Consider the following 21,460-nt stretch of genomic DNA (forward strand, 5'->3'; position numbering starts at 1 on the left):
TGTTCAGATGAGGTCAAAGTGTAGCAGCGGCGCGGCGGTACAGGGCAAAGCGCACCTCGCGGGTGCCGCCATCGCGGTGCAGCAGCCATTCCGGGGGCAGCACCGGCACGTGGCTGGCCGGCGATTCCAGGTACAGCCAGGCATCGGCGGCCAGGTGCCGCGGCAGCTGGGCCAGCACGTCCTGCCACAGGCCATCGGCGAACGGCGGGTCGATGAACACCAGATCCGCCTGCTGTGCCGGCGCGGCCTGCAGCCAGCGCAGCGCATCGGCCTGGGCGACCGTCACGACGTCACCCGCCTGCAGTCTGGCCACGGCCGCCGACAGGTTGCGCGCCAGCTGCGGGTCGCGCTCGACCAGGGTGGCATGCGCGGCCCCCCGCGAGACCGCCTCCAGCCCCAGCGCGCCGCTGCCGGCGAACAGGTCCAGCACGCGCGCCCCGCCCAGCTTGGGCATCAACCAGTTGAACAGGGTCTCACGCACGCGGTCGCTGCTGGGCCGCAGGCCCGGCAGGGTCGGAACCGGCAGTCGGGTATTGCGCCAGCGCCCACCGATGATGCGCACCTGGCCTTCGTTGCCACCGCGGCCGCTCACAGGCGCCCCTGGCGAGATTCATTCGAGAATTTCAGCATGAGCGGGATTGTAGTTCGGCCGGGCTGCGCCCGGCACCCGCAGAGGCCGAAGCAACGGCCGAAGCAACGTCAAAAGCTGGCTTCCTGCGGGTTGGCGGGGTGGGCCCAGTTGCGGGGGCCGCCGTAAATCCGTCCATGGAGGCTCGGTCGCGCCATCCATGGCGCTCACGCCCCCGCAACCGGACCCACCCCGCCTTCGACAGTTTCCTGCGACCTGTCAAACGGCTCTTGGGGGATTTCGATATCTGAGAGATTTCATCCACGCATGGCGTGGATCTACTGCAGATCGCGACGATCTGTCGAAGGCGGGGCACTGTGGGTTTGCGGGGTGTGAGCGGCATGGATGCCGCGACCAAGCCCCCATGGACGGGTTTACGGCGTCCCCGCAAACCCACAGTGCCCCGCCATCCCACGGAATGCCCGCTGTTGCTGTTGCTGTTGCTGTTGCTTTGGCCTCGGCGGGTGCCGGGCGCAGCCCGGCCGACCAACCCCTTGATTTCGGGACAATCACCCCTACCCCTTGGCGAGGCCGCACGCGCTTGCGCGGCACCGCACATGGAGCCCTACCCGATGACCGAGACGACCCAGACCGAAACCCTTGGCTTCCAGACCGAAGTCAAGCAGCTGCTGCAGCTGATGATCCACTCGCTGTACTCCAACAAGGAGATCTTCCTCCGCGAGCTGGTCTCCAATGCCGCCGACGCCGCCGACAAGCTGCGCTTCGAAGCCCTCACCCAGCCTGAGCTGCTGGAAGGCGACAGCGAGCTGCGCGTGCGCGTCAGCTTCGATCCGGCCGCCCACACCATCACCATCGAAGACAACGGCATCGGCATGAGCCGCGCCGATGCCATCACCCACCTCGGCACCATCGCCAAGTCCGGCACCGGCGACTTCCTGCGCCAGCTGTCCGGCGACCAGAAGAAGGACTCGCAGCTGATCGGCCAGTTCGGCGTCGGCTTCTACAGCGCCTTCATCGTCGCCGACGAAGTGGAAGTCACTTCGCGCCGCGCAGGCCTGGCCGCCAATGAAGGCGTGCGCTGGACCTCGCGTGGCGAAGGCGATTTCGATGTCGCTACCATCGACAAGGCCGAGCGCGGCACCCGCATCGTCCTGCACCTGAAGGACGGCGAGCACGACTTCGCCGATGGCTGGCGCCTGCGCAGCATCCTCAAGAAGTACTCCGACCACATCGGCCTGCCGATCCAGATGCCCAAGGAAGGCGGCGAAGAAGGCGCCGCGATCGAGTGGGAAACCGTCAACCGCGCCAGCGCGCTGTGGACCCGCCCGCGCACCGAGATCAGCGATGCGGAGTACACCGAGTTCTACAAGCACGTCGCCCACGACCACAGCGACCCGCTGGCGTGGAGCCACAACAAGGTCGAAGGCAAGCTGGAGTACACCTCGCTGCTGTACGTGCCGGGCCGCGCGCCGTTCGACCTGTACCACCGCGATGCGCCCAAGGGCCTGAAGCTGTACGTGCAGCGCGTGTTCGTGATGGATCAGGCCGAGCAGTTCCTGCCGCTGTACCTGCGTTTCATCAAGGGCGTGGTCGATTCCAACGACCTGTCGCTGAATGTCTCGCGCGAGATCCTGCAGTCCGGCCCGGTCATCGATTCGATGAAGGCCGCGCTGACCAAGCGTTCGCTGGACATGCTGGAGAAGCTGTCCAGCGACAAGCCCGAGCAGTACGCCACGTTCTGGAAGGAATTCGGCCAGGTGCTGAAGGAAGGCCCGGCCGAGGACTACAACAACCGTGAGAAGGTCGCCGGCCTGCTGCGCTTCGCTTCCACCCGTGGCGAGGCCGATGCACAGACCGTCTCGTTGGCCGACTACATCGGCCGCATGGCCGAAGGCCAGGACAAGATCTATTACCTGACCGGCGAGAGCTACAGCCAGGTGCGCAACAGCCCGCACCTGGAAGTGTTCCGCAAGAAGGGCATCGAAGTCCTGCTGCTGACCGATCGCATCGACGAGTGGCTGATGGGCTACCTGACCGATTTCGACGGCAAGGGCTTCGTCGACATCGCCCGCGGCGACCTCGACCTGGGCGCGCTGGAGAGCGAAGCGGACAAGCAGGAGCAGGAAGCCGCAGCCAAGGACAAGCAGGGCCTGGTCGAACGCCTGAAGAACGTGCTCGGCGATGACGTGGCCGAAGTGCGCGTGTCGCACCGCCTGACCGATTCGCCGGCGGTGCTGGCCATCGGCGAACAGGACCTGGGCCTGCAGATGCGCCAGATCCTGGAAGCCAGCGGCCAGAAGGTGCCCGACAGCAAGCCGGTACTGGAGATCAACCCGGGTCATCCGCTGATCGCCAAGCTGGATGCCGAAGCCGATGGCGCACGTTTCGACGACCTGGGCCGGGTGCTGTTCGACCAGGCCGCACTGGCCGCGGGCGACAGCCTGAAGGACCCGGGTGCCTACGTGGCCCGTTTGAACAAGCTGCTGCTGGAGCTGTCGGCCTGACCGATGCCGGGATCGCCCGGCCTGGTGGTGCCAACCTCGGTTGGCACCGCCATTGCCCCGGTAGATGCCAACCTTGGCTGGCGCTGCTGTTGGCCTGGTAGATGCCAACCTTGGTTGGCGCTTGAAAAGCTGCCGAGCAGGGCTTGACTGCAAAAGCGTGCCAACCAAGGTTGGCACCTACCAGAGCCGGTCGGATCAGACCCGTCCAAGAGCCGGTCGGATCAGGCACGCACCAGAGCCGGTCGGATCAAGCCCGTCCCGGAGCCGGTCGGATCAGACCCATCCCAGATGCGGTCGGATCAGGCCTGCCGATCCAGCAGCGAGCCCAGCATCTGGTCCTCGCGGCGGATCAGCGCGGCATTGGCAGCGAAGGCCACCACCTCGGCCTTGGCAGCCAACAGGTCGCCCAGCGGTGCGGTCGGATCGGTGTCGCCATGGGACGTCACGCGGGTGTCCACCCCGCCCTGCGCTGCGGCATCGCGCTGCAGTTGCAGTCGTGGCGCATCCGGGGTCGCCAGGTTGGCCACATTGTGCGCGGCCACCTGCACGCCCTGCTGGGCCGCACGCATCCCGCTGAGCGCAACACCTGTCACATCGTTCATCGGCGGTCTCCCAGGCCACCCAACGCAGCCCTCCGGACCGGTTAACGGCCGCGTAGCTGCGACCTTGAGTCCACGCCGGCCATACAGGCCCGGGTGGTAGCATATCCCTCTGATTTCAGCGCCTTTTGCCAATGCTCAGTTTTTTCCGCCGCAAGAAGCCCCAGGACGCCGCCACACCGGACGCGCCCAAGACCCAGCACTACTCGGCTGAAGAGCTGGCGGCGGCATTCCCGTCGGCCGCGCCACCCGAGCAGGCCCCGGCCGCACCGGTAGCCCCGCCGATGGTGGAAGCGCCTGTGCCAGCTGCCACGCCCGAGGTCGTTGCGCCCGCAACGTCAACCGCGCCGGCCCCGCAAGCACCACTGCAGACGGCGCAGGAAACCATCCCCGAAGCCGCGCCCGCCCGCGTGCTGGCGCCGGAGAACTTCGAAGCCGAAGCGGCCGCCGCCGCCGCGGTGCTCGCCCCGCTGGCCCCGGTCATCCCGGCGCAGGAACCAGCCGCCCCAGCCGCCGACCTGCCGGTACTGGTTGATGCCCCGGCTGCTGCGGCGGGCAAGCCCGGCTGGCGCGAGCGCCTGCGCAACAGTGCGTTCGCCCGCAGTTTCGGCGGCCTGTTCTCGCGCAACCCCAAGCTCGATGACGACCTGCTGGACGAGATCGAGACCGCGCTGCTGACCGCCGACGTTGGCGTTGCCGCCACCACCGACCTGATCGCCGACCTGCGCAAGCGCATGAAGGCGCGCGAGTTCATCGATGCCAATGCCCTGCTGGCGGCACTGCGCGCGGACCTGATCGCGATCCTGCAGCCGGTATCCAAGCCGCTGATCATCGACCGCAACGCCAAGCCCTTCGTGGTGCTGACCGTGGGCGTCAACGGCGTCGGCAAGACCACCACCATCGGCAAGCTGGCCAAGCGCTTCAAGGACGAGGGCCACAGCCTGATGTTGGCCGCTGGCGATACCTTCCGCGCCGCCGCCGTCGCCCAGTTGCAGATCTGGGGCGAGCGCAACGGCGTGGCCGTGGTCGCGCAGGGGCAGAACGCTGATGCCGCCTCGGTGGCCTACGATGCGCTGCAGGCCGGCAAGGCCCGCGGCACCTCGGTACTGATCGCCGATACCGCAGGCCGCCTGCACACCCAGTCCGGGCTGATGAACGAGCTGGGCAAGATCCGCCGCGTGCTCGGCAAGATCGACGAGAACGCGCCGCACGAAGTGCTGATGGTGATCGACGGCACCACCGGCCAGAACGCGCTTTCGCAGCTGCGCCAGTTCAATGCCGCGGTCAAGGTAACCGGCCTGGTGGTGACCAAGCTGGACGGTACCGCCAAGGGCGGCGTGGTGTTCGCGCTGGCCCGCGAGTTCGGCATTCCGATCCGTTTCGCTGGCATCGGCGAGCGCCCGGAGGACCTGCGCGTGTTCGATCCGGAAGCCTTCGTCGACGCCCTGTTGCCCGAAGCATTGGGCACTGCCTGACGCGCCCGCATCCACGCATGGCGTGGCTCTACTGCAACCCGGTAGAGCCACCCCATGGGTGACCGGCCGCTGCCGTAGTAGAGCCACCCCATGGGTGGCTGCCCCCTGGAGTACCGATGCCCCGCCAGCCGAACGCCAGCGCCACGTCCGCCCCTGAGCACGGCTTCGTTGCCCGCCTGCTGCACTGGTTCGACGACCACGGCCGCCACGACCTGCCCTGGCAGCATCCGCGCAGCCCGTACCGGGTGTGGTTGTCGGAGATCATGCTGCAGCAGACCCAGGTGGCCACGGTCATTCCGTACTTCCACCGTTTCCTGCAGCACTTCCCCACCCTGCCCGACCTTGCCGCCGCCAGCAACGACGCGGTAATGGCGCAGTGGGCCGGCTTGGGCTACTACGCACGTGCACGCAATCTGCACGCCGCCGCCAAGCGCTGCGTCGCCGAGCACGGCGGCGATCTGCCGCGTGATTTCGATGCCCTGCACGACCTGCCCGGCATCGGCCGCAGCACCGCTGGCGCGATCCTCAGCCAGGCCTGGAACGACCCGTTCGCGATCCTCGATGGCAACGTCAAGCGCGTGCTCAGCCGCTACCACGGCGTCGAGGGCTTCCCTGGCCTACCCGCCATCGAGAAGCATCTGTGGGCCATCGCCGAAGCGCAGGTCGCCCAGGTGCCGGCTGGACGCATGGCCGACTACACCCAGGCGCAGATGGACCTCGGTGCCACGGTCTGCAGCCGGTCCAGACCGGCCTGCGTGATCTGTCCGCTGCAGGCCGATTGCGTGGCACGTCGCGAAGGCCGCACCGCCGAGCTGCCAACCGCAAAGCCAAGCAAGACGCTGCCCGAACGCGAGGCGGTGGCTTTGCTGCTGCGCGACAAGCAGCAGCGCGTACTGCTGCAGAAGCGGCCGGACACCGGCATCTGGGCACAGTTGTGGACGCTTCCGCAGGCCGAAGCGGGCAGCGAGCTGCAGGACTGGTTCGACGTCCACGTCGATGGTTCGCTGGAAGATGCCGAGGAACTGCCAGTGCTGCAGCACACCTTCAGCCACTACAAACTGCACCTGCAGGTATTGTCACGGCAGGTGCGCGGCCTGCGCGTGGAAGAACCCACGCTGCGCTGGGTTGGCGCCGCCGAACTGCCTGCACTGGGCTTGCCTGCCCCCATCCGCAAACTGCTTGAGGGCGCGCCCATCAAGAGCCCGAAGCGAACTTCCGCAAAATCCCGCAACCACGAGTGAGTGCCATGCCCCGAACCGTCTTCTGCCAGTACGAACAACGCGATGCCGAGGGCCTGGACTTCGTGCCTTACCCGGGCGAACTGGGCCAGCGTGTGTTCAACCACATCGGCAAGCCGGCGTGGACCGCATGGCTGGCACACCAGACCATGCTGATCAACGAGAACCGCCTTTCCCCGCGAAAGCCGGAGCATCGCGCCTTCCTGGAGACGGAGCTGGTGAAGTTCCTGTTCGAGAAGGACGCGGAGAAGCCCGCCGGGTTCACCCCGGAAGCCTGACCTGCCGGTAGCGCCGGGCCATGCCCGGCGTCCAGCCATCCGCCGGGCATGGCCGGGCGCTACCGCCCTACTTCGCGGATTCCTCGCGCTCCTGCACCTGCGCCTGGCGCAGCTCCTGCTCGGAGGCGCGTAGCGCCTTCACGTCGAGCTTGCGTATGGTCTTGATGAAGCACGGCATGCGCGGGCCAGCGGTCGGGTCACGTACCAGCACCTTGTCGAACGGCGCCGAGACGCGGTTCATCCGGCTGGTCAGGCCGATGGCGGTCGCATACGACAGATCCTGGCAGGGACCATTCAATTCCAGCAGGTAGGCCTCGCTCGGACGCGTCCAGACCGCCAGCGCACTGTCGCCCAGCTCGGTCCAGCCATTGAGGCTGCCGAAGAACTGCATGTCCTTCTGCGGTGCGCCGGCGTGGGCACGATACAGCTCCAGCTTCTCGGCACTGCCCAGGCGGCCGGTGGTGGCACAGCCAGCCAGAGCCAGGCACAGCCCGGCGATCAACAGTGGTGTCTTCATGGCCATCTCCACGGGGGAACTGTGCCGATCATGCACCCGCCGGGGTGGTGCCGGCGCAACGGCCGGCAGCCTGGTTCAGGCCCTGCATCGAATCCGGTAGTCGCCAACCTTGGTTGGCGCTTGGCCAGCCGCTCAGACGTCGGCGTGGGCCAGCGCGTGCAGGCGCCCTTCGCGCAGCTCCAGCACCCGGTCCAGACGCCGTGCCAGCGAGCGGTCATGGGTCACCAGCACCAGGCTGGTATGCCGCGCACGGTTGAGCTCCAGCATCAGCTCGAACACGGTCGCAGCGGTGCGGTCATCCAGGTTGCCGGTCGGCTCGTCGCCCAGCACGCAGGCCGGGTGATTGACCAACGCGCGCGCCACCGCAGCACGCTGGCGTTCGCCACCGGACAGTTCGCCGGGCTTGTGGTCCAGGCGATGGCCGAGGCCGACCGATTCCAGCAGCGCAGTCGCACGCGCGCTGGCCTCGGCCACCGCGGTACCGGCCAGCATCACCGGCATCATCACGTTTTCCAGCGCGGTGAATTCCGGCAGCAGGTGGTGGAACTGATAGACGAAACCCAGCGCCTGGTTGCGCAGCAGGCCGCGCGAGGTGTCCGACAGCGCCGACATGCGCTGGCCGGTGACATAGACCTCGCCAGCGGTGGGCGTATCCAGCCCGCCCAGCAGGTGCAGCAGCGTGCTCTTGCCGGCACCGGAGGCACCGATGATCGCAACCGTCTCACCTGCAGTCACCGTCAGGTCCAGCCCGTCGAACACCGGTGTCTGCATGCGCCCTTCGGCGTAGGTCTTGCCCAGACCTTCGGCACGGATCACTTCATCGCCGCGGTTGAAGACCTTATTCATAGCGCAGGGCCTCCGCCGGCTGGGTGCGTGCTGCCCGCCAGGCGGGATACAGAGTGGCCAGGAAGCTCATCAGCAGCGCGACCAGGGTGATCACCACGATGTCGCTGGTCTGCATGTCGGTCGGCAGGCCGGTGATGTAGTACACATCCTCCGGCAGCAGCTTGACGTTGAACACCGACTCGATGGCGCCGAGGATGCGTTCCAGGTTCAGGGTCAGGGTGATGCCGCCGATCAGGCCGGCAAGGGTGCCGAAGATGCCGATCAGCGAGCCCTGCACCATGAACACCTGCATCACCCCGCCAGGGGTCAGGCCGAGGGTGCGCAGGATCGCGATGTCGGCCTGCTTGTCGGTCACCAGCATCACCTGCGAGGACACCAGGTTGAACGCGCCCATGGCGATGATCAGCGAGAGCAGGATGCCCATCACCACTTTTTCCATGCGCAGCGAGTGGTACAGATTGGCGTTCTGCTGGGTCCAGTCGCTGACCCGATAGGCACCGCCGAGGTTCTGCGCCAGGTCCACGCCCACCTCCAGCGAGCGGTCCATATCATGCAGTTTCAGGCGCACGCCGGTGGCGCCATCGGAACGCAGTACGCGCTCCAGGTCTTTCATGTTGGCAAAACCCACACCGCGATCGACCTCGTTGTAACCGGCCTCGAAGATGCCGCTGACGGTGAAGCGCTTCATCCGCGGCACCGCGCCCGCTGGCGTGCCCTGCACTTCCGCGAAGGTCACCAGCACCTGGTCACCGACGTCCACGCCCAGCCAGACGGCCAGTTCCTTGCCCAGCAACAGGTTGAAGCTGCCCGGGGTCAGGCTGCCGTAGCTGCCCTTGGTGACCTTCTTGTCGATCACCGACACCTTCGGTTCCAGTGCCGGGTCGATGCCCTGGATGATCGCACCCTGCACGCGCGGGCCGCTGATCATCGACTGGATCTCGATATACGGCGCAGCACCGGCCACGCGCGGATCCTTGTTGGCCACATCGACCACGCGCATCCAGTCCGGCATCGGTTCGCCGTCGCGGCTGATGGTGGTGTGCGCGGTCATCTGCAGCAGGCGGCTGCGGATTTCCTTCTGGAAACCGCTCATGACCGCCAATGTGGTGATCAGCACCGTCACCCCGAGCGCGATGCCCAGGATCGATGCCATCGAAATGAAGGAGATGAAGCCGTTGCGGCGCTTGGCGCGCAGATAGCGCAGGCCAATGGCCACGGGAATGGGTTTGAACATGCAGGCACGCCAGTCGATTCAGCCTATGGTGCCACCGACCGGGGCCGACGGGAAACGCTTCGTGCGGCCACGGCCAGTCGCAGTTCACGTCGTTGTGCGCGATCAAGCACGTCCGGCCAGAACAACAGGCGCCTGCGACGCCAGCCCTCGCGCCAGTGCAGCAGCAGCCAGGGCCCGCGCACCACCAGCCGCGGCTCGGCAATATCGCCGCCGTCCAGCCGCAGCAGCTCTGGCAGGGGCGGCAGCTGCAGCACGACAGGGCGCCGCCGCAGGCGCCAGGCCAGCTCAGCCAGGCCAAGCGCCCAGACCTCGATCAACGCCGGAAGCAGATGCGCGGATGGCAGATCCGAAGCATGCAGCAGCCACGGTGCGGCCAGCAGTACCGCCAGCTGGGCGCCGGCCTGCAGCCGCGACGGGCGCCACTCAAGGCTTGAGGGCGAGGATCCTGTGCATGAGGGGGACGGCGTGTGCATGCGGGCAGGCCTCGTAGCCCATGAACCAGCGCCACAACTTATCGTCCTCGCAATCGAGCAGGAACAGGAAAACCTCGCGGTCTTCGGTCGGCGCACTGCTCCATTCGCGGTCCAGGTAGCGACCGAACAACTGGTCCAGTTCGCGCATGCCGCGCCGGCAACGCCAGCGCAGCTTCTTCAGCAGAACATCTTCTTCCATCGTGTCTCTCCAGATACAGCAAAGCCACGCATGGCGTGGCTCTGCTGGGGTCATGCAACTACCCGGCACCGTATCAGGCGCGGCGTTCCATCATCAGCTTCTTGATCTCGGCGATCGCCAGCGCCGGGTTCAGGCCCTTCGGACAGGTCCGGGCGCAGTTCATGATGGTGTGGCAGCGGTACAGCTTGAACGGATCTTCCAGATCGTCCAGGCGCGCACCGGTGTCCTCGTCGCGCGAATCGATGATCCAGCGGTAGGCCTGCAGCAGGATCGCCGGGCCCAGGTAACGCTCGCCGTTCCACCAGTAGCTCGGGCAGCTGGTCGAGCAGCACGCGCACAGGATGCACTCGTACAGGCCATCGAGCTTCTTGCGGTCTTCCGGCGACTGCAGGCGCTCACGGTCCGGCGGTGCCGGGGTCTGGGTGCGGATCCACGGCTTGATCGAGGCGTACTGCGCGTAGAAGTGGGTCAGGTCCGGAACCAGATCCTTGACCACGTTCATGTGCGGCAGCGGGTAGATCGGCACTTCCTTCTTGCCGCAGTCCGAGATGGCTCGGGTGCAGGCCAGGGTGTTGGTGCCGTCGATGTTCATCGCGCACGAACCGCAGATGCCTTCGCGACACGAGCGGCGGAAGGTCAGGGTCGGGTCGATCTCGTTCTTGATCTTGATCAGCGCGTCCAGGACCATCGGGCCGCAGGCGTCCAGATCGACGTCATAGGTGTCGGTGCGCGGATTGCTGTCGTCGTCCGGACTCCAGCGGTAGATCTTGAAGGTGCGCACGTTCTTGCCGCCGGTCTTGGCGGGGAAGTGCTTGCCCTTCGTGATCTTGGAATTCTTGGGGAGTGAAAACTCGGCCATGGCTGCTCTCGTTGGCTCAGGCGGCCCGCGCCCGAGGGCGCGGATTGCATGTTAGGCGGGGTCGGATCAGTACACGCGCGGCTTCGGCGGCACCACGGACACGTCATCAGTCAACGTGTACATGTGCACCGGACGGTAGTCGAAGCTGCACTTGCCCTTCTCGTCCACGCTGACCAGGGTATGCTTCTGCCAATTGACGTCGTCGCGGTCCGGGAAGTCCTCGTGCGCGTGTGCGCCGCGGCTTTCCTTGCGCTGCTCGGCCGAGTTGATCGTCGCCACTGCATTCAGCAGCAGGTTGTTCAGCTCGTAGGTCTCGATCAGGTCCGAGTTCCAGACCAGCGAACGGTCGGAGACCTTCACGTCCTGGAACGAGTCGAAGATCTTGTCCATCTTCTCGCAGCCTTCCTTCAGCGTCTGGCTGGTACGGAACACCGCCGCGTCGGCCTGCATGGTGCGCTGCATGCGATCGCGGATGACCGAAGTCGGGGTATCGCCGTTGGCGTGACGCAGCTTGTCCAGCAGGCCCAGCGCCTTGTCGCAGGCGTCGGCCGGCAGGGTCTTGTGCGCCGCGCCCGGGGTGATCGTCGCCGCGCAACGGTTGGCCACCGCACGCCCGAACACCACCAGGTCCAGCAGCGAATTCGAACCCAGGCGGTTGGCACCGTGCACCGAAACGCAGGCCGCTTCGCCGATGGCGTACAGGCCCGGCACGACCGCATCGGGGTTCTCGCCGTCCTTGCGTACCACTTCACCGTGGTAGTTGGTCGGGATGCCGCCCATGTTGTAGTGCACGGTCGGAATCACCGGGATCGGCTGCTTGTGCACGTCGACGCCGGCGAAGATGCGCGCGCTCTCGGCGATGCCCGGCAGCTTGTCGTCGATCACGCCCGGGCCGAGGTGGGTCAGGTCGAGCAGGATGTGGTCCTTGTGCTCGCCCACGCCGCGGCCTTCGCGGATCTCGATGGTCATCGAACGGCTGACCACGTCGCGCGAAGCCAGGTCCTTGTAGTGCGGTGCGTAACGCTCCATGAAGCGCTCGCCGCTGCTGTTGCGCAGGATGCCGCCTTCACCGCGGACACCCTCGGTGATCAGGCAGCCGGCGCCGTAGATGCCGGTCGGATGGAACTGCACGAACTCCATGTCCTGCATGGCGATGCCGGCGCGCATGGCCAGGCCGCCACCGTCGCCGGTGCAGGTGTGCGCCGAGGTGGCGCTGAAGTAGGCGCGGCCGTAGCCGCCGGTGGCCAGCACCACGCCCTGGGCGCGGAACAGGTGCAGCGTGCCGTCGGACATGTCCAGCGCCAGCACACCACGGCAGGCGCCTTCGTCATCGAAGATCAGGTCGAGTGCGAAGTACTCGATCATGAAGCGTGCGTCGTGCTTCAGCGACTGCTGGTACAGCGTGTGCAGCATCGCGTGGCCGGTACGGTCGGCCGCCGCGCAGGTACGCTGCGCCGCCGGGCCTTCGCCGTACTGGGTGGTCATGCCACCGAACGGACGCTGGTAGATCTTGCCTTCGGCGGTGCGGCTGAACGGCACGCCGTAGTGCTCGAGCTCGATGATCGCCGGAATCGCTTCACGGCACATGTACTCGATGGCGTCCTGGTCGCCCAGCCAGTCCGAACCCTTGATGGTGTCGAAGAAGTGGTAACGCCAGTCGTCCTCGCCCATGTTGCCGAGCGCAGCGGAGATACCGCCCTGGGCGGCAACGGTGTGCGAACGGGTCGGGAAGACCTTGGTCAGGCACACGGTCTGCAGGCCCTTGGCGGCCAGGCCGAACGTGGCACGCAGGCCGGCGCCGCCGGCGCCCACCACGACCATGTCGTACTTGTGTTCGGTAATCTTGTAAGCGGACATCTAGTCTGGATTCCTGTCTTGGCGCCTGGGCTCAGGCAACGCCGAGGGCGATGCGGCCCACCGCAAACACACTGACGATCATGCCGAGCACGGCAACGAACTTCACCGCGGTCTGCAGCACCAGGGCCAGCAGCGATTCGTGGATGTAGTCCTCCAGCACGACCTGCAGGCCGAGCTGGGCATGCCAGAACATGGCGATCAGCAGGCCGATCAGCGGAACGGCGTTCCACGGCTTGGCGATCGCGGCGGTGGCGGTCACGTAATCCGAGCCCAGCAGGCCCAGCACGAACACCAGGAACCAGATGCCCAGCACCACCAGCGCGGCGGCGGTCAGGCGCTGATGCACGAAGTGCTCGGTGCCGGTCTTGGCCGAACCGAGACCGCGCACGCCCTTCAACGGGGTACGGAACTTGCTCATGCGGCACCTCCGAACAGCACATAGGCCCACACCGCCAGGGTGATCAGCAGACTGCCGATCACCGACATCCAGCTGCTGCGGATGAAGGTGGCAATGCGGAATCCGATCGCGAAGTCCTGCACGATATGGCGGATGCCATTGCACAGGTGATAGGCGAACGACCATGTCCACGCGAACAGGAACACGCGGCCATACCAGGCCCCGGCATGGCCGGTGAAGCAGTTCCAGGATTCGGGCCCCATCATCAGAGCCAACAGGCCTCCGGCGATGATGAGGGCACCAACAGACAGAAAGACGCCAGTGGCTCGATGCAGGATCGAGGTGGCCATCTGAATCTGCCAGCGATACACCTGAAGGTGCGGAGAAAGGGGACGTTGTCTGGTCGCCATTCGCTGGGCTCGTTGTCTCGGCTGGGCGGCATAAGGCCGCGTTGGCTCAATGCTGATCAAAAATCGATGCAGCGTCCGTTTTTTTCCCAATCGCCATACCGCACCGGATCAAGTCCGCCGCGGCCACCGAATTCCTCTTCCACCTCTGGTTGTTCCACGGGCACAGGGACCGGGGGAACCAGCGGGGCTTCAGCTTCGGCGTCGGGAGTGGGGGTTGTTTGGCCTATCATGATGGGTCTCGCAACGCACAAATTTTAGACCTCGTTCACGTGCCTGACAACCTTCCCCCTGCTTTCGTCGCATATCCGCGCCTGCCCGGCCATCAATTGCTGAGCCTGCAGGGCGTGGATGCAGTGGCTTTTGCCCATGCCCAGTTCAGCAGCGACGTGACCGCCCTGCCCCTGCTGCACTGGCAGTGGAGCGCGTGGCTGAGCGCCAAAGGCCGCACCCTGGCGGTGTTCCAGCTGCTGCGGCTGGCCGATGACCATGTGCTGCTGGTGCTCGCCGACGGTGATGCCGATGCGATTGCGTCGCAACTGCAGCGCTTCGTGTTCCGCCGCAAAGTGAAACTGCAGGTGCATGCGGACCTGGCCGTGGCCGGTGCCTTTACTGCGCCGGAAGCCGCCGCTGGCGCCGCCATCGCGGTGGCCGGCAGTCAGGGTTGGGAGCTGGATCTGGGCAGCGACGCACTTCCCCGTACGCTGCGCATCGGCCCGGTCGAGGCCTTCCCGGCCAGCGACGAAGCCGAAGATGCCGCCTTCGCCCTGGCCTGGCGCCAGGCCGACCTGCGCTTTGGCCTGCCACGCTTGGCAGAGAGCCAGCGCGAGGTGTGGACCCCGCAGCAGCTGGGTCTGGACCGCCTCAATGGTTACAGCGTGAAGAAGGGCTGCTACCCCGGCCAGGAAATCGTCGCGCGCACCCATTTCCTCGGCAAGGCCAAGCGCGCGGTGCAGCTGCTGCATACCGCTGCACCTGCGCAGGCAGGCGATGGCGTGCAGCAGGACGGCGTCGCGCTCGGCACCCTGGCCAGCGTGGCCGGCGATCTGGCACTGGCTGTGCTGCCGCTGGAGACCGGCGACAGCGAACTGCAGGTGGGCAACGCGGTCGCGCAGCGGATGCCGCTGCTGGACGGCCTGGCGCGCTGAGGTGCCCGCCGGGCATGGCCCGGCGCTACCACTGGCCTGGCGGGTGCGGAACGTTGGTCCTCACCGGATGGGTAGTGCCGGCCACTGGCCGGCAACCACGCCGGGTTGAGGTTGCCGGCCAGCGGCCGGCACTACCGGTTACAGGCGCTCGCCGGTTTCCGGGTTGAAGAAATGCAGGCCCTGCGGGTGGATCGCCACCCGGATGTCCTCGCCCACGCCCGGCAGCGACTGCGGCGCCACGCGCATGGTCAGCGCGTGCTGGCCGCTGCTCATGTTGACGAAGATCTCGTTGCCGACCGGCTCGATGCCTTCGATGCGCGCGGTGAACGCATGCGTGTCTTCACTGCCTGCCGGCTGCAGGTGCTCGGGACGCACGCCCACGGCGATCGGCTTCTGCAGCCACGCCGGATCGATCGTCGCCTGCCCCAACGGGGCACGCCACTGGCCATCGACCACGGTCACGCCACCAGCGTCGCCCTGCAGCGTGCCGCGCAGCACGTTCATCGCCGGGCTGCCGAGGAAGCCGGCCACGAACAGGTTGGCCGGGCGGTCGTACAGCGCCATCGGCGTATCGATCTGCTGGATGATGCCGTCCTTCAGCACCACGATGCGCTGGCCCAGGGTCATCGCCTCGACCTGATCGTGGGTCACGTAGATCATGGTGGTGCCCAGCTTGCGGTGCAGCTGCGCGATCTCGGTGCGCACGCTGTGGCGCAGCTTGGCATCCAGGTTGGACAGCGGCTCGTCCAGCAGGAACACCGCCGGCTCACGCACCAGCGCACGGCCCAGGGCAACACGCTGGCGCTGGCCACCGGACATCGCCTTGGGCAACTTGTCCATCATGTCGGTCAGCCCCAGCGTCTGCGCGGCTTCGCTGATGCGCTTGTCGATGGTCGCCTTGTCGTGCCCGCGCAGCTTCAGGCCAAAGGCCAGGTTCTCGGCCACGGTCATGTGCGGATACAGCGCGTAACTCTGGAACACCATCGCGATGTCGCGATCCTTCGGCGCCACGTCGTTGACCACGCGATCACCGATGGTCAACGTGCCGCCGCTGATCTCTTCCAGCCCGGCCACCATCCGCAACAGGGTCGACTTGCCACACCCCGACGGACCGACCAGCACCATCAACTCGCCGTCGGCGACCTCGAAGGTGGCGTCCTTCACTGCAACCTGGCCGTTGTCGTAGACCTTGCGCACACCCTGCAACTGCACTTTTGCCATTTCACTCATCCAGTCCGCCCGACGCCGGGCTGTCTTTTGGGACTGCCTCGGCCCTCCCGATGGCAGTGATGATTGCGCGGTTGCCGCATGACGGCGACCACTGCAATCGAATACAGTTGCCCATTCTGCCATGTAAACGTTTTCACGTGGCACTATCCGACAGTCGGTGCGCGCCGACCTGCATCGTCGACCGAACGAAGGGTTGCCGCTGTAGTGGTTTCGATTGGAACGGTGCTCCGGCAAGCCGGAAAACCGATCCAGATGAGCCTCGGACAGGCAGTTGCGCGGATGTCCCCCGAACCCAGCCATGAAGCGATTGACAACGATGTCACCCGGATCTGAAACTCGAGCGATGCACGACACACTCTTCCTGTTTGGTGCCACAGGTGATCTGGCCCAGCGCTACCTGTTCCCTTCGCTGCTGCGCCTGCTCGGCGACGGCCTGCTGCCGGAGGACTTCCGCATCCGTGCGCTGGCCCTGTCGGGCCACGACACCGAAGCCTTCCATGACATCCTGCGCCCGCGCCTGCAGCAGGCCATGCCGATGGCCAGCCAGGAGGACATCGCCTCCCTGCTGCGCCGCATCGACTACCGCTCGGTGGACCTGCGCGACGTCGACTCGGTCGCCGCTGCCGTGTCCGACCTGGTCGACCGCCGCTGCGTGAGCTACCTGGCGATCCCCCCGGGCCTGTACATCTCCACCTGCGAGGGCCTGGCCAAGGGCGGCGCGCTGGCCGCACCCGCGCGCCTGATGCTGGAGAAGCCGATCGGCAGCGACAGCGAAAGCGCCGAGGAGATCATCACCACCATCGGCCAGTGGATCGACGAAGACCGCGTGTTCCGCCTCGATCACTACCTGGGCAAGGCAGCGGTACAGAACCTGATCGCGCTGCGCTTCGGCAACACGCTGCTGGAAGCGGTGTGGAACCGCAATTACATCGAATCGGTGCACATCCTGGTCGCCGAAAGCGAAGGCGTGGATGGCCGCGATGCCTACTACGCGCGCTCCGGCGCCCTGCGCGACATGGTGCAGAGCCACATCCTGCAGCTGCTGTGCATGGTGGCGATGGAGCCGCCGGCGTCGCTGGAAGCCGACCGCATCCGCGATGAGAAGGTCAAGGTGCTGCGCGCACTGCGCCCGCTGGATGCCAAGCACGCCGCGCGTGACAGCGTGCGCGGCCGCTATACCGCCGGCAGCATCAACGGCCAGCCCGCACAGGCCTACCAGCCGCCGGAAGGCAGCGACGTGGAGACCTTCGCCGGTGTCACCGCGCACATCGACAACTGGCGCTGGAGCGGCGTGCCGTTCCACTTGGTCACCGGCAAGCGCCTGCCCGAGCGCACCACCCGCGTGGTGGTGACCCTCAAGCCGGTCACGCATTGGTTGTTCGAGCGTCCGCAGCGTGCGCAGGCCGCACCGAACCGCCTGGTGTTCCAGCTGCAGCCGCAGGAGAACATCGAACTGGGCCTGATGAGCAGCCTGGCCGGGCCGGAATGGGGCGCGCTGGAACTGCAGCCGCTGGAGCTGGAGCTGTCGGTGCCGACCGGCCTGCATCGCCGTATCGCCTACGAGCGCCTGTTCCTGGACGCGTTCAACGGCAACCACACCCTGTTCGTGCGCGATGACGAAGTGCGTGCCGCCTGGGCCTGGATCGACAGCGTTGCCGATGCCTGGAAGGCGGCCAACCTGCCGCTGGAGCCCTACCCTGCCGGCCAGTGGGGCCCGGCCAACGCGGTCGACTTCCTGCCGCAGGGCGTGGATGCGCCAGATAGCGGAGCGTCGGAATGAGTGCCAGCTCGCAGCCCGTGCTGGTCGCCGACATCGGTGGTACCAATGCCCGCTTCGCCCTTGCCGACACCTCGCAGGACGCCCCGCTGCTGAAAGAGAGCATCCGCGAGTACGCCGTGGCGGAGTTCCCGTCGCTGGGTGATGCCGCGCGCCACCATCTGGAGCAGATCGGCGCCACCGCAAGCCGTGGCGTGTTCGCAGTCGCCGGTCGTGTCGATGGTGACGAAGCCCGCATCACCAACCATCCGTGGGTGATCTCGCGCAGCCGCACGGCCGCGATGCTTGGTTTCAACGAACTGCACCTGATCAACGACTTCGCCGCGCAGGCGATGGCGATTTCGCTGCTGCAGCCCGATGACGTGGTCCAGGTCGGCGGTGCCGCCTGGGTTCCGGGCAAGCCGGGTCAGCCGCGCAACTACGCAGTGATCGGCCCAGGTACCGGCCTCGGTGTCGGCGGCCTGATCCTTCGCCACGGCCGCTGTTACCCGCTGGAAACCGAGGGCGGCCATGTCAGCTTCCCGCCGGGAACGCCGGAAGAGATCCGCATCCTGGAGATCCTGTCCGAGCAGTTCGGGCGCGTCTCCAACGAGCGGCTGATCTGCGGCCCCGGCCTGGTCAACATCCATCGCGCAATCTGCGAGATGGCGGGTATCGACCCGGGCCAGCTGCAACCGGTGGACGTGACCGCCCGCGCCCTGCACGGCGATCCACAGGCGATGCGTACCGTGGATGTGTTCTGCGCGGTGTTCGGCGCCATTGCCGGTGATCTGGTGCTGACCCAGGGCGCCTGGGATGGTGTGTTCCTGACCGGTGGGCTGACTCCGAAGATGCTCGATTCATTGCAGCACTCCGGTTTCCGCCAGCGCTTCGAACACAAGGGCCGGTTCTCTTCGATCATGGCGCGGGTGCCGTCGCTGGCCGTGATGCATCCCCACGCCGGACTGCTGGGCGCCGCTGCCTATGCTGCCGACGCCGAACGTGACGCACCAGGAGTTGCCGCATGACCCCCATCTTCCAGGACGACCGTATCGACTTCATCAACCACGGCGATGCCGATGGCTGGATCGAGGCGGTTGCAGCCGAAATGGCGCAGGCGATCAACCACGACATCACCGAACTGGGCCGCGCACGCATCCTGCTGTCCGGCGGTACTACGCCGGCCCCGGTATACCAGGCGCTGGCCGAGCTGGACGTGCATTGGGACCGCGTTGAAGTGAGCCTGGCCGACGAGCGCTGGTTGTCGCCGCAGGATCGCGACAGCAATGCATGGCTGGTGCGCGAGAACCTGCTCACGCGTGCCGAAGGTGCGCACTTCGATCCGCTGGTGCGGATCGGCAAGCCGCTGCCCGAATGCGTGTACACCGCCAACCTGCAGGCCCAGCACAGCCAGGCGCCAAGCCTGGTCGCACTGGGCATGGGCAACGACGGCCATACCGCCTCGCTGTTCCCGGGCTCGAAGGACCTGACCCGCGCGCTGGAAAGCACCCTGCCGTACGCCGCGCTGGATGCCACCGGATGCCCCGGTGCCAACCAGTGGCCGCTGCGCATCACCCTGACCCCGCGCGGCCTGGCCCAGTGCCGCCAGCGCCTGCTGCTGCTGCGCGGCAAGCAGAAGCTGCAGGTGCTGCGCCAGGCATTGGACAGCAACGACCCGCAGCAGTATCCGATCCTCAACGCGATCAACCTGGAAGGCGCGCGCCTGCGCGTCCACTGGGCTGATTGATGTCGGCGGCGGCGCCCTGCTGCCGCTTGCCTCTCGCCACCTCGAACGCCGGTAGCCAATGAGCCTCCATCCGCAACTGCAAGCCATCACTGAGCGCGTCATCCGCCGCAGCGCCGCTTCGCGCGCCGCCTATCTGGCAGCGATCGACGCCTCCCTGCGCGATGGCCCGTTCCGCAGCCGCCTCAGCTGCGGCAACCTCGCCCACGGTTTCGCCGCCTGTGGTGGCACCGACAAGAGCCGCCTGCGCGGCGGCGTGACGGCCAACCTGGGCATCATCACCGCCTACAACGACATGCTGTCGGCGCACCAGCCGTTCGAGACCTATCCCGAACAGATCCGTGCGGTGGCCCGCGAACTGGGCGCGACGGCACAGGTGGCCGGCGCTGTGCCGGCGATGTGCGACGGCGTCACCCAGGGCCGCGGCGGCATGGAGCTGTCGCTGTTCTCGCGCGATGTCATTGCCCAGGCCACCGCGATCGGGCTCAGCCACGACATGTTCGATACCACCGTGTACCTCGGTGTGTGCGACAAGATCGTGCCGGGCCTGCTGATCGGCGCCCTCGCCTTCGGCCATCTTCCGGCGGTGTTCGTGCCGGCCGGCCCGATGACGCCGGGCATTCCCAACAAGCAGAAGGCCGAAGTGCGCGAGCGCTACGCCGCCGGCGAAGCCACCCGCGAAGAACTGCTGGAAGCCGAATCGGCGTCCTACCACGGCGCGGGCACCTGCACCTTCTACGGCACCGCCAATTCCAACCAGGTGCTGCTGGAAGCGATGGGCGTGCAGCTGCCGGGCGCATCGTTCGTCAATCCGGACACGGCGCTGCGCGATGCACTGACCCGCGAAGCCACCGAGCGCGCACTGGACATCACCGCGCTGGGCGACGACTTCCGTCCGCTGGGCCGGATCATCGACGAGCGCGCGATCATCAACGCGATCATCGCGCTGATGGCCACCGGCGGCTCGACCAACCACACCATCCACTGGATCGCGGTGGCACGTGCGGCCGGCATCGTGCTGACCTGGGACGACTTCGACGAGCTGTCGCAGCTGATCCCGCTGCTGGCGCGCGTCTATCCGAACGGCGAGGCCGACGTGAACCGCTTCGCTGCAGCGGGTGGCCCGGCGTTCGTGTTCGGTGAACTGATCAAGGCCGGCCTGATGCATGGTGACCTGGTCAGCGTGGCCCGTGGCGGCATGGCCGACTACGCGCGCGAGCCGCAGCTGCGTGATGGCAAGCTGGTGTACCTGCCGGGCCTGGAACGCAGCGCCGATGAAGAAGTGGTGCGCGGTGTCGACAACCCGTTCGAGAGCCAGGGCGGCCTGCGCCTGCTGCGCGGCAACCTTGGCAAGTCGCTGATCAAACTGTCGGCAGTGAAGCCGCAGTACCGCACCATCGAAGCGCCGGCCGTGGTGGTTGATGCGCCGCAGGTGCTGAACAAGCTGCACGCCGGCGGCCTGCTGCCCGAGCATTTCGTGGCGGTGGTGCGTTACCAGGGTCCGCGCGCGAACGGCATGCCGGAACTGCATTCGCTGGCGCCGCTGCTGGGCCTGCTGCAGAACCAGGGCCGGCGCGTGGCGCTGGTCACCGATGGTCGCCTGTCCGGTGCGTCGGGCAAGATTCCCGCCGCCATCCACGTGACGCCGGAAGCTGCACGCGGTGGTCCGCTGGGCAAGGTGCGCGAGGGCGACATCATCCGCCTGGATGGTGAGGCTGGCACGCTTGAAGTGCTGGTGGACGCAGCCGAATGGGCCGCGCGTACACATGCGCCGAATACGGCGCCGGCCGCCAATGACCTGGGCCGCAACCTGTTCGCGATCAACCGGCGCGTGGTGGGTCCGGCCGATCAGGGCGCGATCTCGATTTCGTGCGGTCCGGCGGCGGCTGACGGTGGGCCGTGGGACTACGACGCGGAGTATGAGCTGGGGCACGATGCTGCTGCGGCGGCGGCGCCGCATGAGGCGAAGGACGCCTGAGGGATTGAAGCGCGTTGCGGGTATGTGGCGGCGGTTGGTTTCCAGGGGGCGGCGAAGGGCAGGCCGTCGCCAGGACACGCCGTAAATACATCCCTGTAGGCTCGATCGCGCCATCCATGGCGCGAACGGTCC

General features: G+C 66.9%; 22 protein-coding genes. 9 read left to right on the forward strand and 13 right to left on the reverse strand.

The genetic code is table 11. The features are described from left to right. Positions 1-13: 13 nt before the first annotated feature. Positions 14-610, reverse strand: coding sequence for a 16S rRNA (guanine(966)-N(2))-methyltransferase RsmD (rsmD, locus tag AC3WTC_RS02325; protein WP_312963498.1), 597 nt, complete (start codon positions 608-610; stop codon positions 14-16). Positions 611-1,200: 590 nt separating this feature from the next. On the opposite strand from rsmD, the gene htpG reads away from it, so the two are divergent. Further along, positions 1,201-3,093, forward strand: a complete 1,893-nt coding sequence (gene htpG / locus AC3WTC_RS02330; protein WP_032977853.1) for a molecular chaperone HtpG — start codon at positions 1,201-1,203, stop codon at positions 3,091-3,093. A gap of 299 nt (positions 3,094-3,392) precedes the next feature. Here the strand turns inward: htpG and AC3WTC_RS02335 are convergent, their stop codons facing one another. Continuing rightward, a complete protein-coding gene (locus tag AC3WTC_RS02335) occupies positions 3,393-3,695 on the reverse strand; it encodes a hypothetical protein (protein WP_025878824.1) in 303 nt (100 codons plus the stop codon). A 131-nt stretch (positions 3,696-3,826) separates the two neighbouring features. Between AC3WTC_RS02335 and ftsY the strand changes: the two genes are divergently transcribed. The 3 genes from ftsY (at position 3,827) to AC3WTC_RS02350 (ending at position 6,683) form a co-directional block, all read left to right on the forward strand. Beyond that, the gene (ftsY, locus tag AC3WTC_RS02340) at positions 3,827-5,167 is read left to right on the forward strand and encodes a signal recognition particle-docking protein FtsY (RefSeq protein ID WP_080149139.1); all 1,341 of its coding nucleotides are present in this window, start codon (positions 3,827-3,829) and stop codon (positions 5,165-5,167) included. Positions 5,168-5,283: 116 nt separating this feature from the next. Further along, positions 5,284-6,408, forward strand: a complete 1,125-nt coding sequence (gene mutY / locus AC3WTC_RS02345) for an A/G-specific adenine glycosylase (RefSeq protein WP_492710372.1) — start codon at positions 5,284-5,286, stop codon at positions 6,406-6,408. 5 nt (positions 6,409-6,413) lie between these two features. Continuing rightward, positions 6,414-6,683 (forward strand): oxidative damage protection protein, encoded by a 270-nt coding sequence (locus AC3WTC_RS02350; RefSeq protein WP_025878821.1) that lies wholly within the window; start codon positions 6,414-6,416, stop codon positions 6,681-6,683. A 67-nt stretch (positions 6,684-6,750) separates the two neighbouring features. On the opposite strand, the gene AC3WTC_RS02355 is transcribed toward AC3WTC_RS02350, so the two are convergent. The 10 genes from AC3WTC_RS02355 to AC3WTC_RS02400 all read right to left on the reverse strand — a co-directional run bounded on the left by AC3WTC_RS02355 (position 6,751) and on the right by AC3WTC_RS02400 (position 13,705). Next, positions 6,751-7,200 carry a DUF6491 family protein gene (locus AC3WTC_RS02355; RefSeq protein ID WP_025878820.1) on the reverse strand — a complete coding sequence of 150 codons (450 nt, stop codon included), beginning with the start codon at positions 7,198-7,200 and terminating at the stop codon, positions 6,751-6,753. A 132-nt stretch (positions 7,201-7,332) separates the two neighbouring features. After that, complete coding sequence (gene lolD / locus AC3WTC_RS02360) at positions 7,333-8,046, reverse strand: lipoprotein-releasing ABC transporter ATP-binding protein LolD (RefSeq protein WP_099842277.1); 714 nt, start codon at positions 8,044-8,046, stop codon at positions 7,333-7,335. Beyond that, positions 8,039-9,280, reverse strand: a complete 1,242-nt coding sequence (locus tag AC3WTC_RS02365) for a lipoprotein-releasing ABC transporter permease subunit (RefSeq protein WP_025878818.1) — start codon at positions 9,278-9,280, stop codon at positions 8,039-8,041. The genes lolD and AC3WTC_RS02365 overlap by 8 nt, the downstream gene beginning before the upstream one ends. A 23-nt stretch (positions 9,281-9,303) precedes the next feature. Then, positions 9,304-9,753 (reverse strand): hypothetical protein, encoded by a 450-nt coding sequence (locus AC3WTC_RS02370; RefSeq protein WP_492710375.1) that lies wholly within the window; start codon positions 9,751-9,753, stop codon positions 9,304-9,306. Then, the gene (locus AC3WTC_RS02375; RefSeq protein ID WP_033830835.1) at positions 9,704-9,952 is read right to left on the reverse strand and encodes an FAD assembly factor SdhE; all 249 of its coding nucleotides are present in this window, start codon (positions 9,950-9,952) and stop codon (positions 9,704-9,706) included. Before AC3WTC_RS02375 ends, AC3WTC_RS02370 begins: the two co-directional genes overlap by 50 nt. Positions 9,953-10,025: 73 nt before the next feature. Further along, positions 10,026-10,811, reverse strand: a complete 786-nt coding sequence (locus AC3WTC_RS02380; protein ID WP_025878815.1) for a succinate dehydrogenase iron-sulfur subunit — start codon at positions 10,809-10,811, stop codon at positions 10,026-10,028. 66 nt (positions 10,812-10,877) lie between these two features. Further along, positions 10,878-12,668 carry a succinate dehydrogenase flavoprotein subunit gene (sdhA, locus tag AC3WTC_RS02385; protein ID WP_025878814.1) on the reverse strand — a complete coding sequence of 597 codons (1,791 nt, stop codon included), beginning with the start codon at positions 12,666-12,668 and terminating at the stop codon, positions 10,878-10,880. Positions 12,669-12,699: 31 nt separating this feature from the next. Beyond that, positions 12,700-13,086, reverse strand: coding sequence for a succinate dehydrogenase, hydrophobic membrane anchor protein (gene sdhD, locus AC3WTC_RS02390; protein WP_025878813.1), 387 nt, complete (start codon positions 13,084-13,086; stop codon positions 12,700-12,702). Continuing rightward, on the reverse strand, positions 13,083-13,475 hold the full coding sequence (sdhC, locus tag AC3WTC_RS02395; RefSeq protein WP_025878812.1) for a succinate dehydrogenase, cytochrome b556 subunit: 393 nt from the start codon (positions 13,473-13,475) through the stop codon (positions 13,083-13,085). Before sdhC ends, sdhD begins: the two co-directional genes overlap by 4 nt. 56 nt (positions 13,476-13,531) lie before the next feature. After that, entirely contained in the window at positions 13,532-13,705 is a 174-nt protein-coding gene (locus tag AC3WTC_RS02400) for a DUF1674 domain-containing protein (protein ID WP_080149151.1), read from the reverse strand. A gap of 39 nt (positions 13,706-13,744) precedes the next feature. Between AC3WTC_RS02400 and ygfZ the strand changes: the two genes are divergently transcribed. Beyond that, positions 13,745-14,620, forward strand: coding sequence for a CAF17-like 4Fe-4S cluster assembly/insertion protein YgfZ (gene ygfZ / locus AC3WTC_RS02405; protein WP_223485100.1), 876 nt, complete (start codon positions 13,745-13,747; stop codon positions 14,618-14,620). A gap of 138 nt (positions 14,621-14,758) precedes the next feature. On the opposite strand, the gene AC3WTC_RS02410 is transcribed toward ygfZ, so the two are convergent. After that, positions 14,759-15,841, reverse strand: a complete 1,083-nt coding sequence (locus AC3WTC_RS02410; protein WP_025878810.1) for an ABC transporter ATP-binding protein — start codon at positions 15,839-15,841, stop codon at positions 14,759-14,761. A 352-nt stretch (positions 15,842-16,193) separates the two neighbouring features. On the opposite strand from AC3WTC_RS02410, the gene zwf reads away from it, so the two are divergent. From zwf to edd, 4 genes are read left to right on the forward strand one after another with little or no spacing between them, the layout of a single operon-like run. Further along, positions 16,194-17,630, forward strand: coding sequence for a glucose-6-phosphate dehydrogenase (gene zwf, locus AC3WTC_RS02415; protein WP_025878809.1), 1,437 nt, complete (start codon positions 16,194-16,196; stop codon positions 17,628-17,630). Further along, positions 17,627-18,634, forward strand: a complete 1,008-nt coding sequence (gene glk, locus AC3WTC_RS02420) for a glucokinase (protein ID WP_025878808.1) — start codon at positions 17,627-17,629, stop codon at positions 18,632-18,634. Before zwf ends, glk begins: the two co-directional genes overlap by 4 nt. Continuing rightward, a complete protein-coding gene (gene pgl, locus AC3WTC_RS02425; protein WP_025878807.1) occupies positions 18,631-19,353 on the forward strand; it encodes a 6-phosphogluconolactonase in 723 nt (240 codons plus the stop codon). Before glk ends, pgl begins: the two co-directional genes overlap by 4 nt. Before the next feature lie 58 nt (positions 19,354-19,411). Continuing rightward, positions 19,412-21,328, forward strand: coding sequence for a phosphogluconate dehydratase (gene edd, locus AC3WTC_RS02430; protein ID WP_025878806.1), 1,917 nt, complete (start codon positions 19,412-19,414; stop codon positions 21,326-21,328). Positions 21,329-21,460 lie beyond the last annotated feature (132 nt).

It is taken from the genome of Stenotrophomonas sp. FW305-C-20-S1, assembly GCF_058783335.1.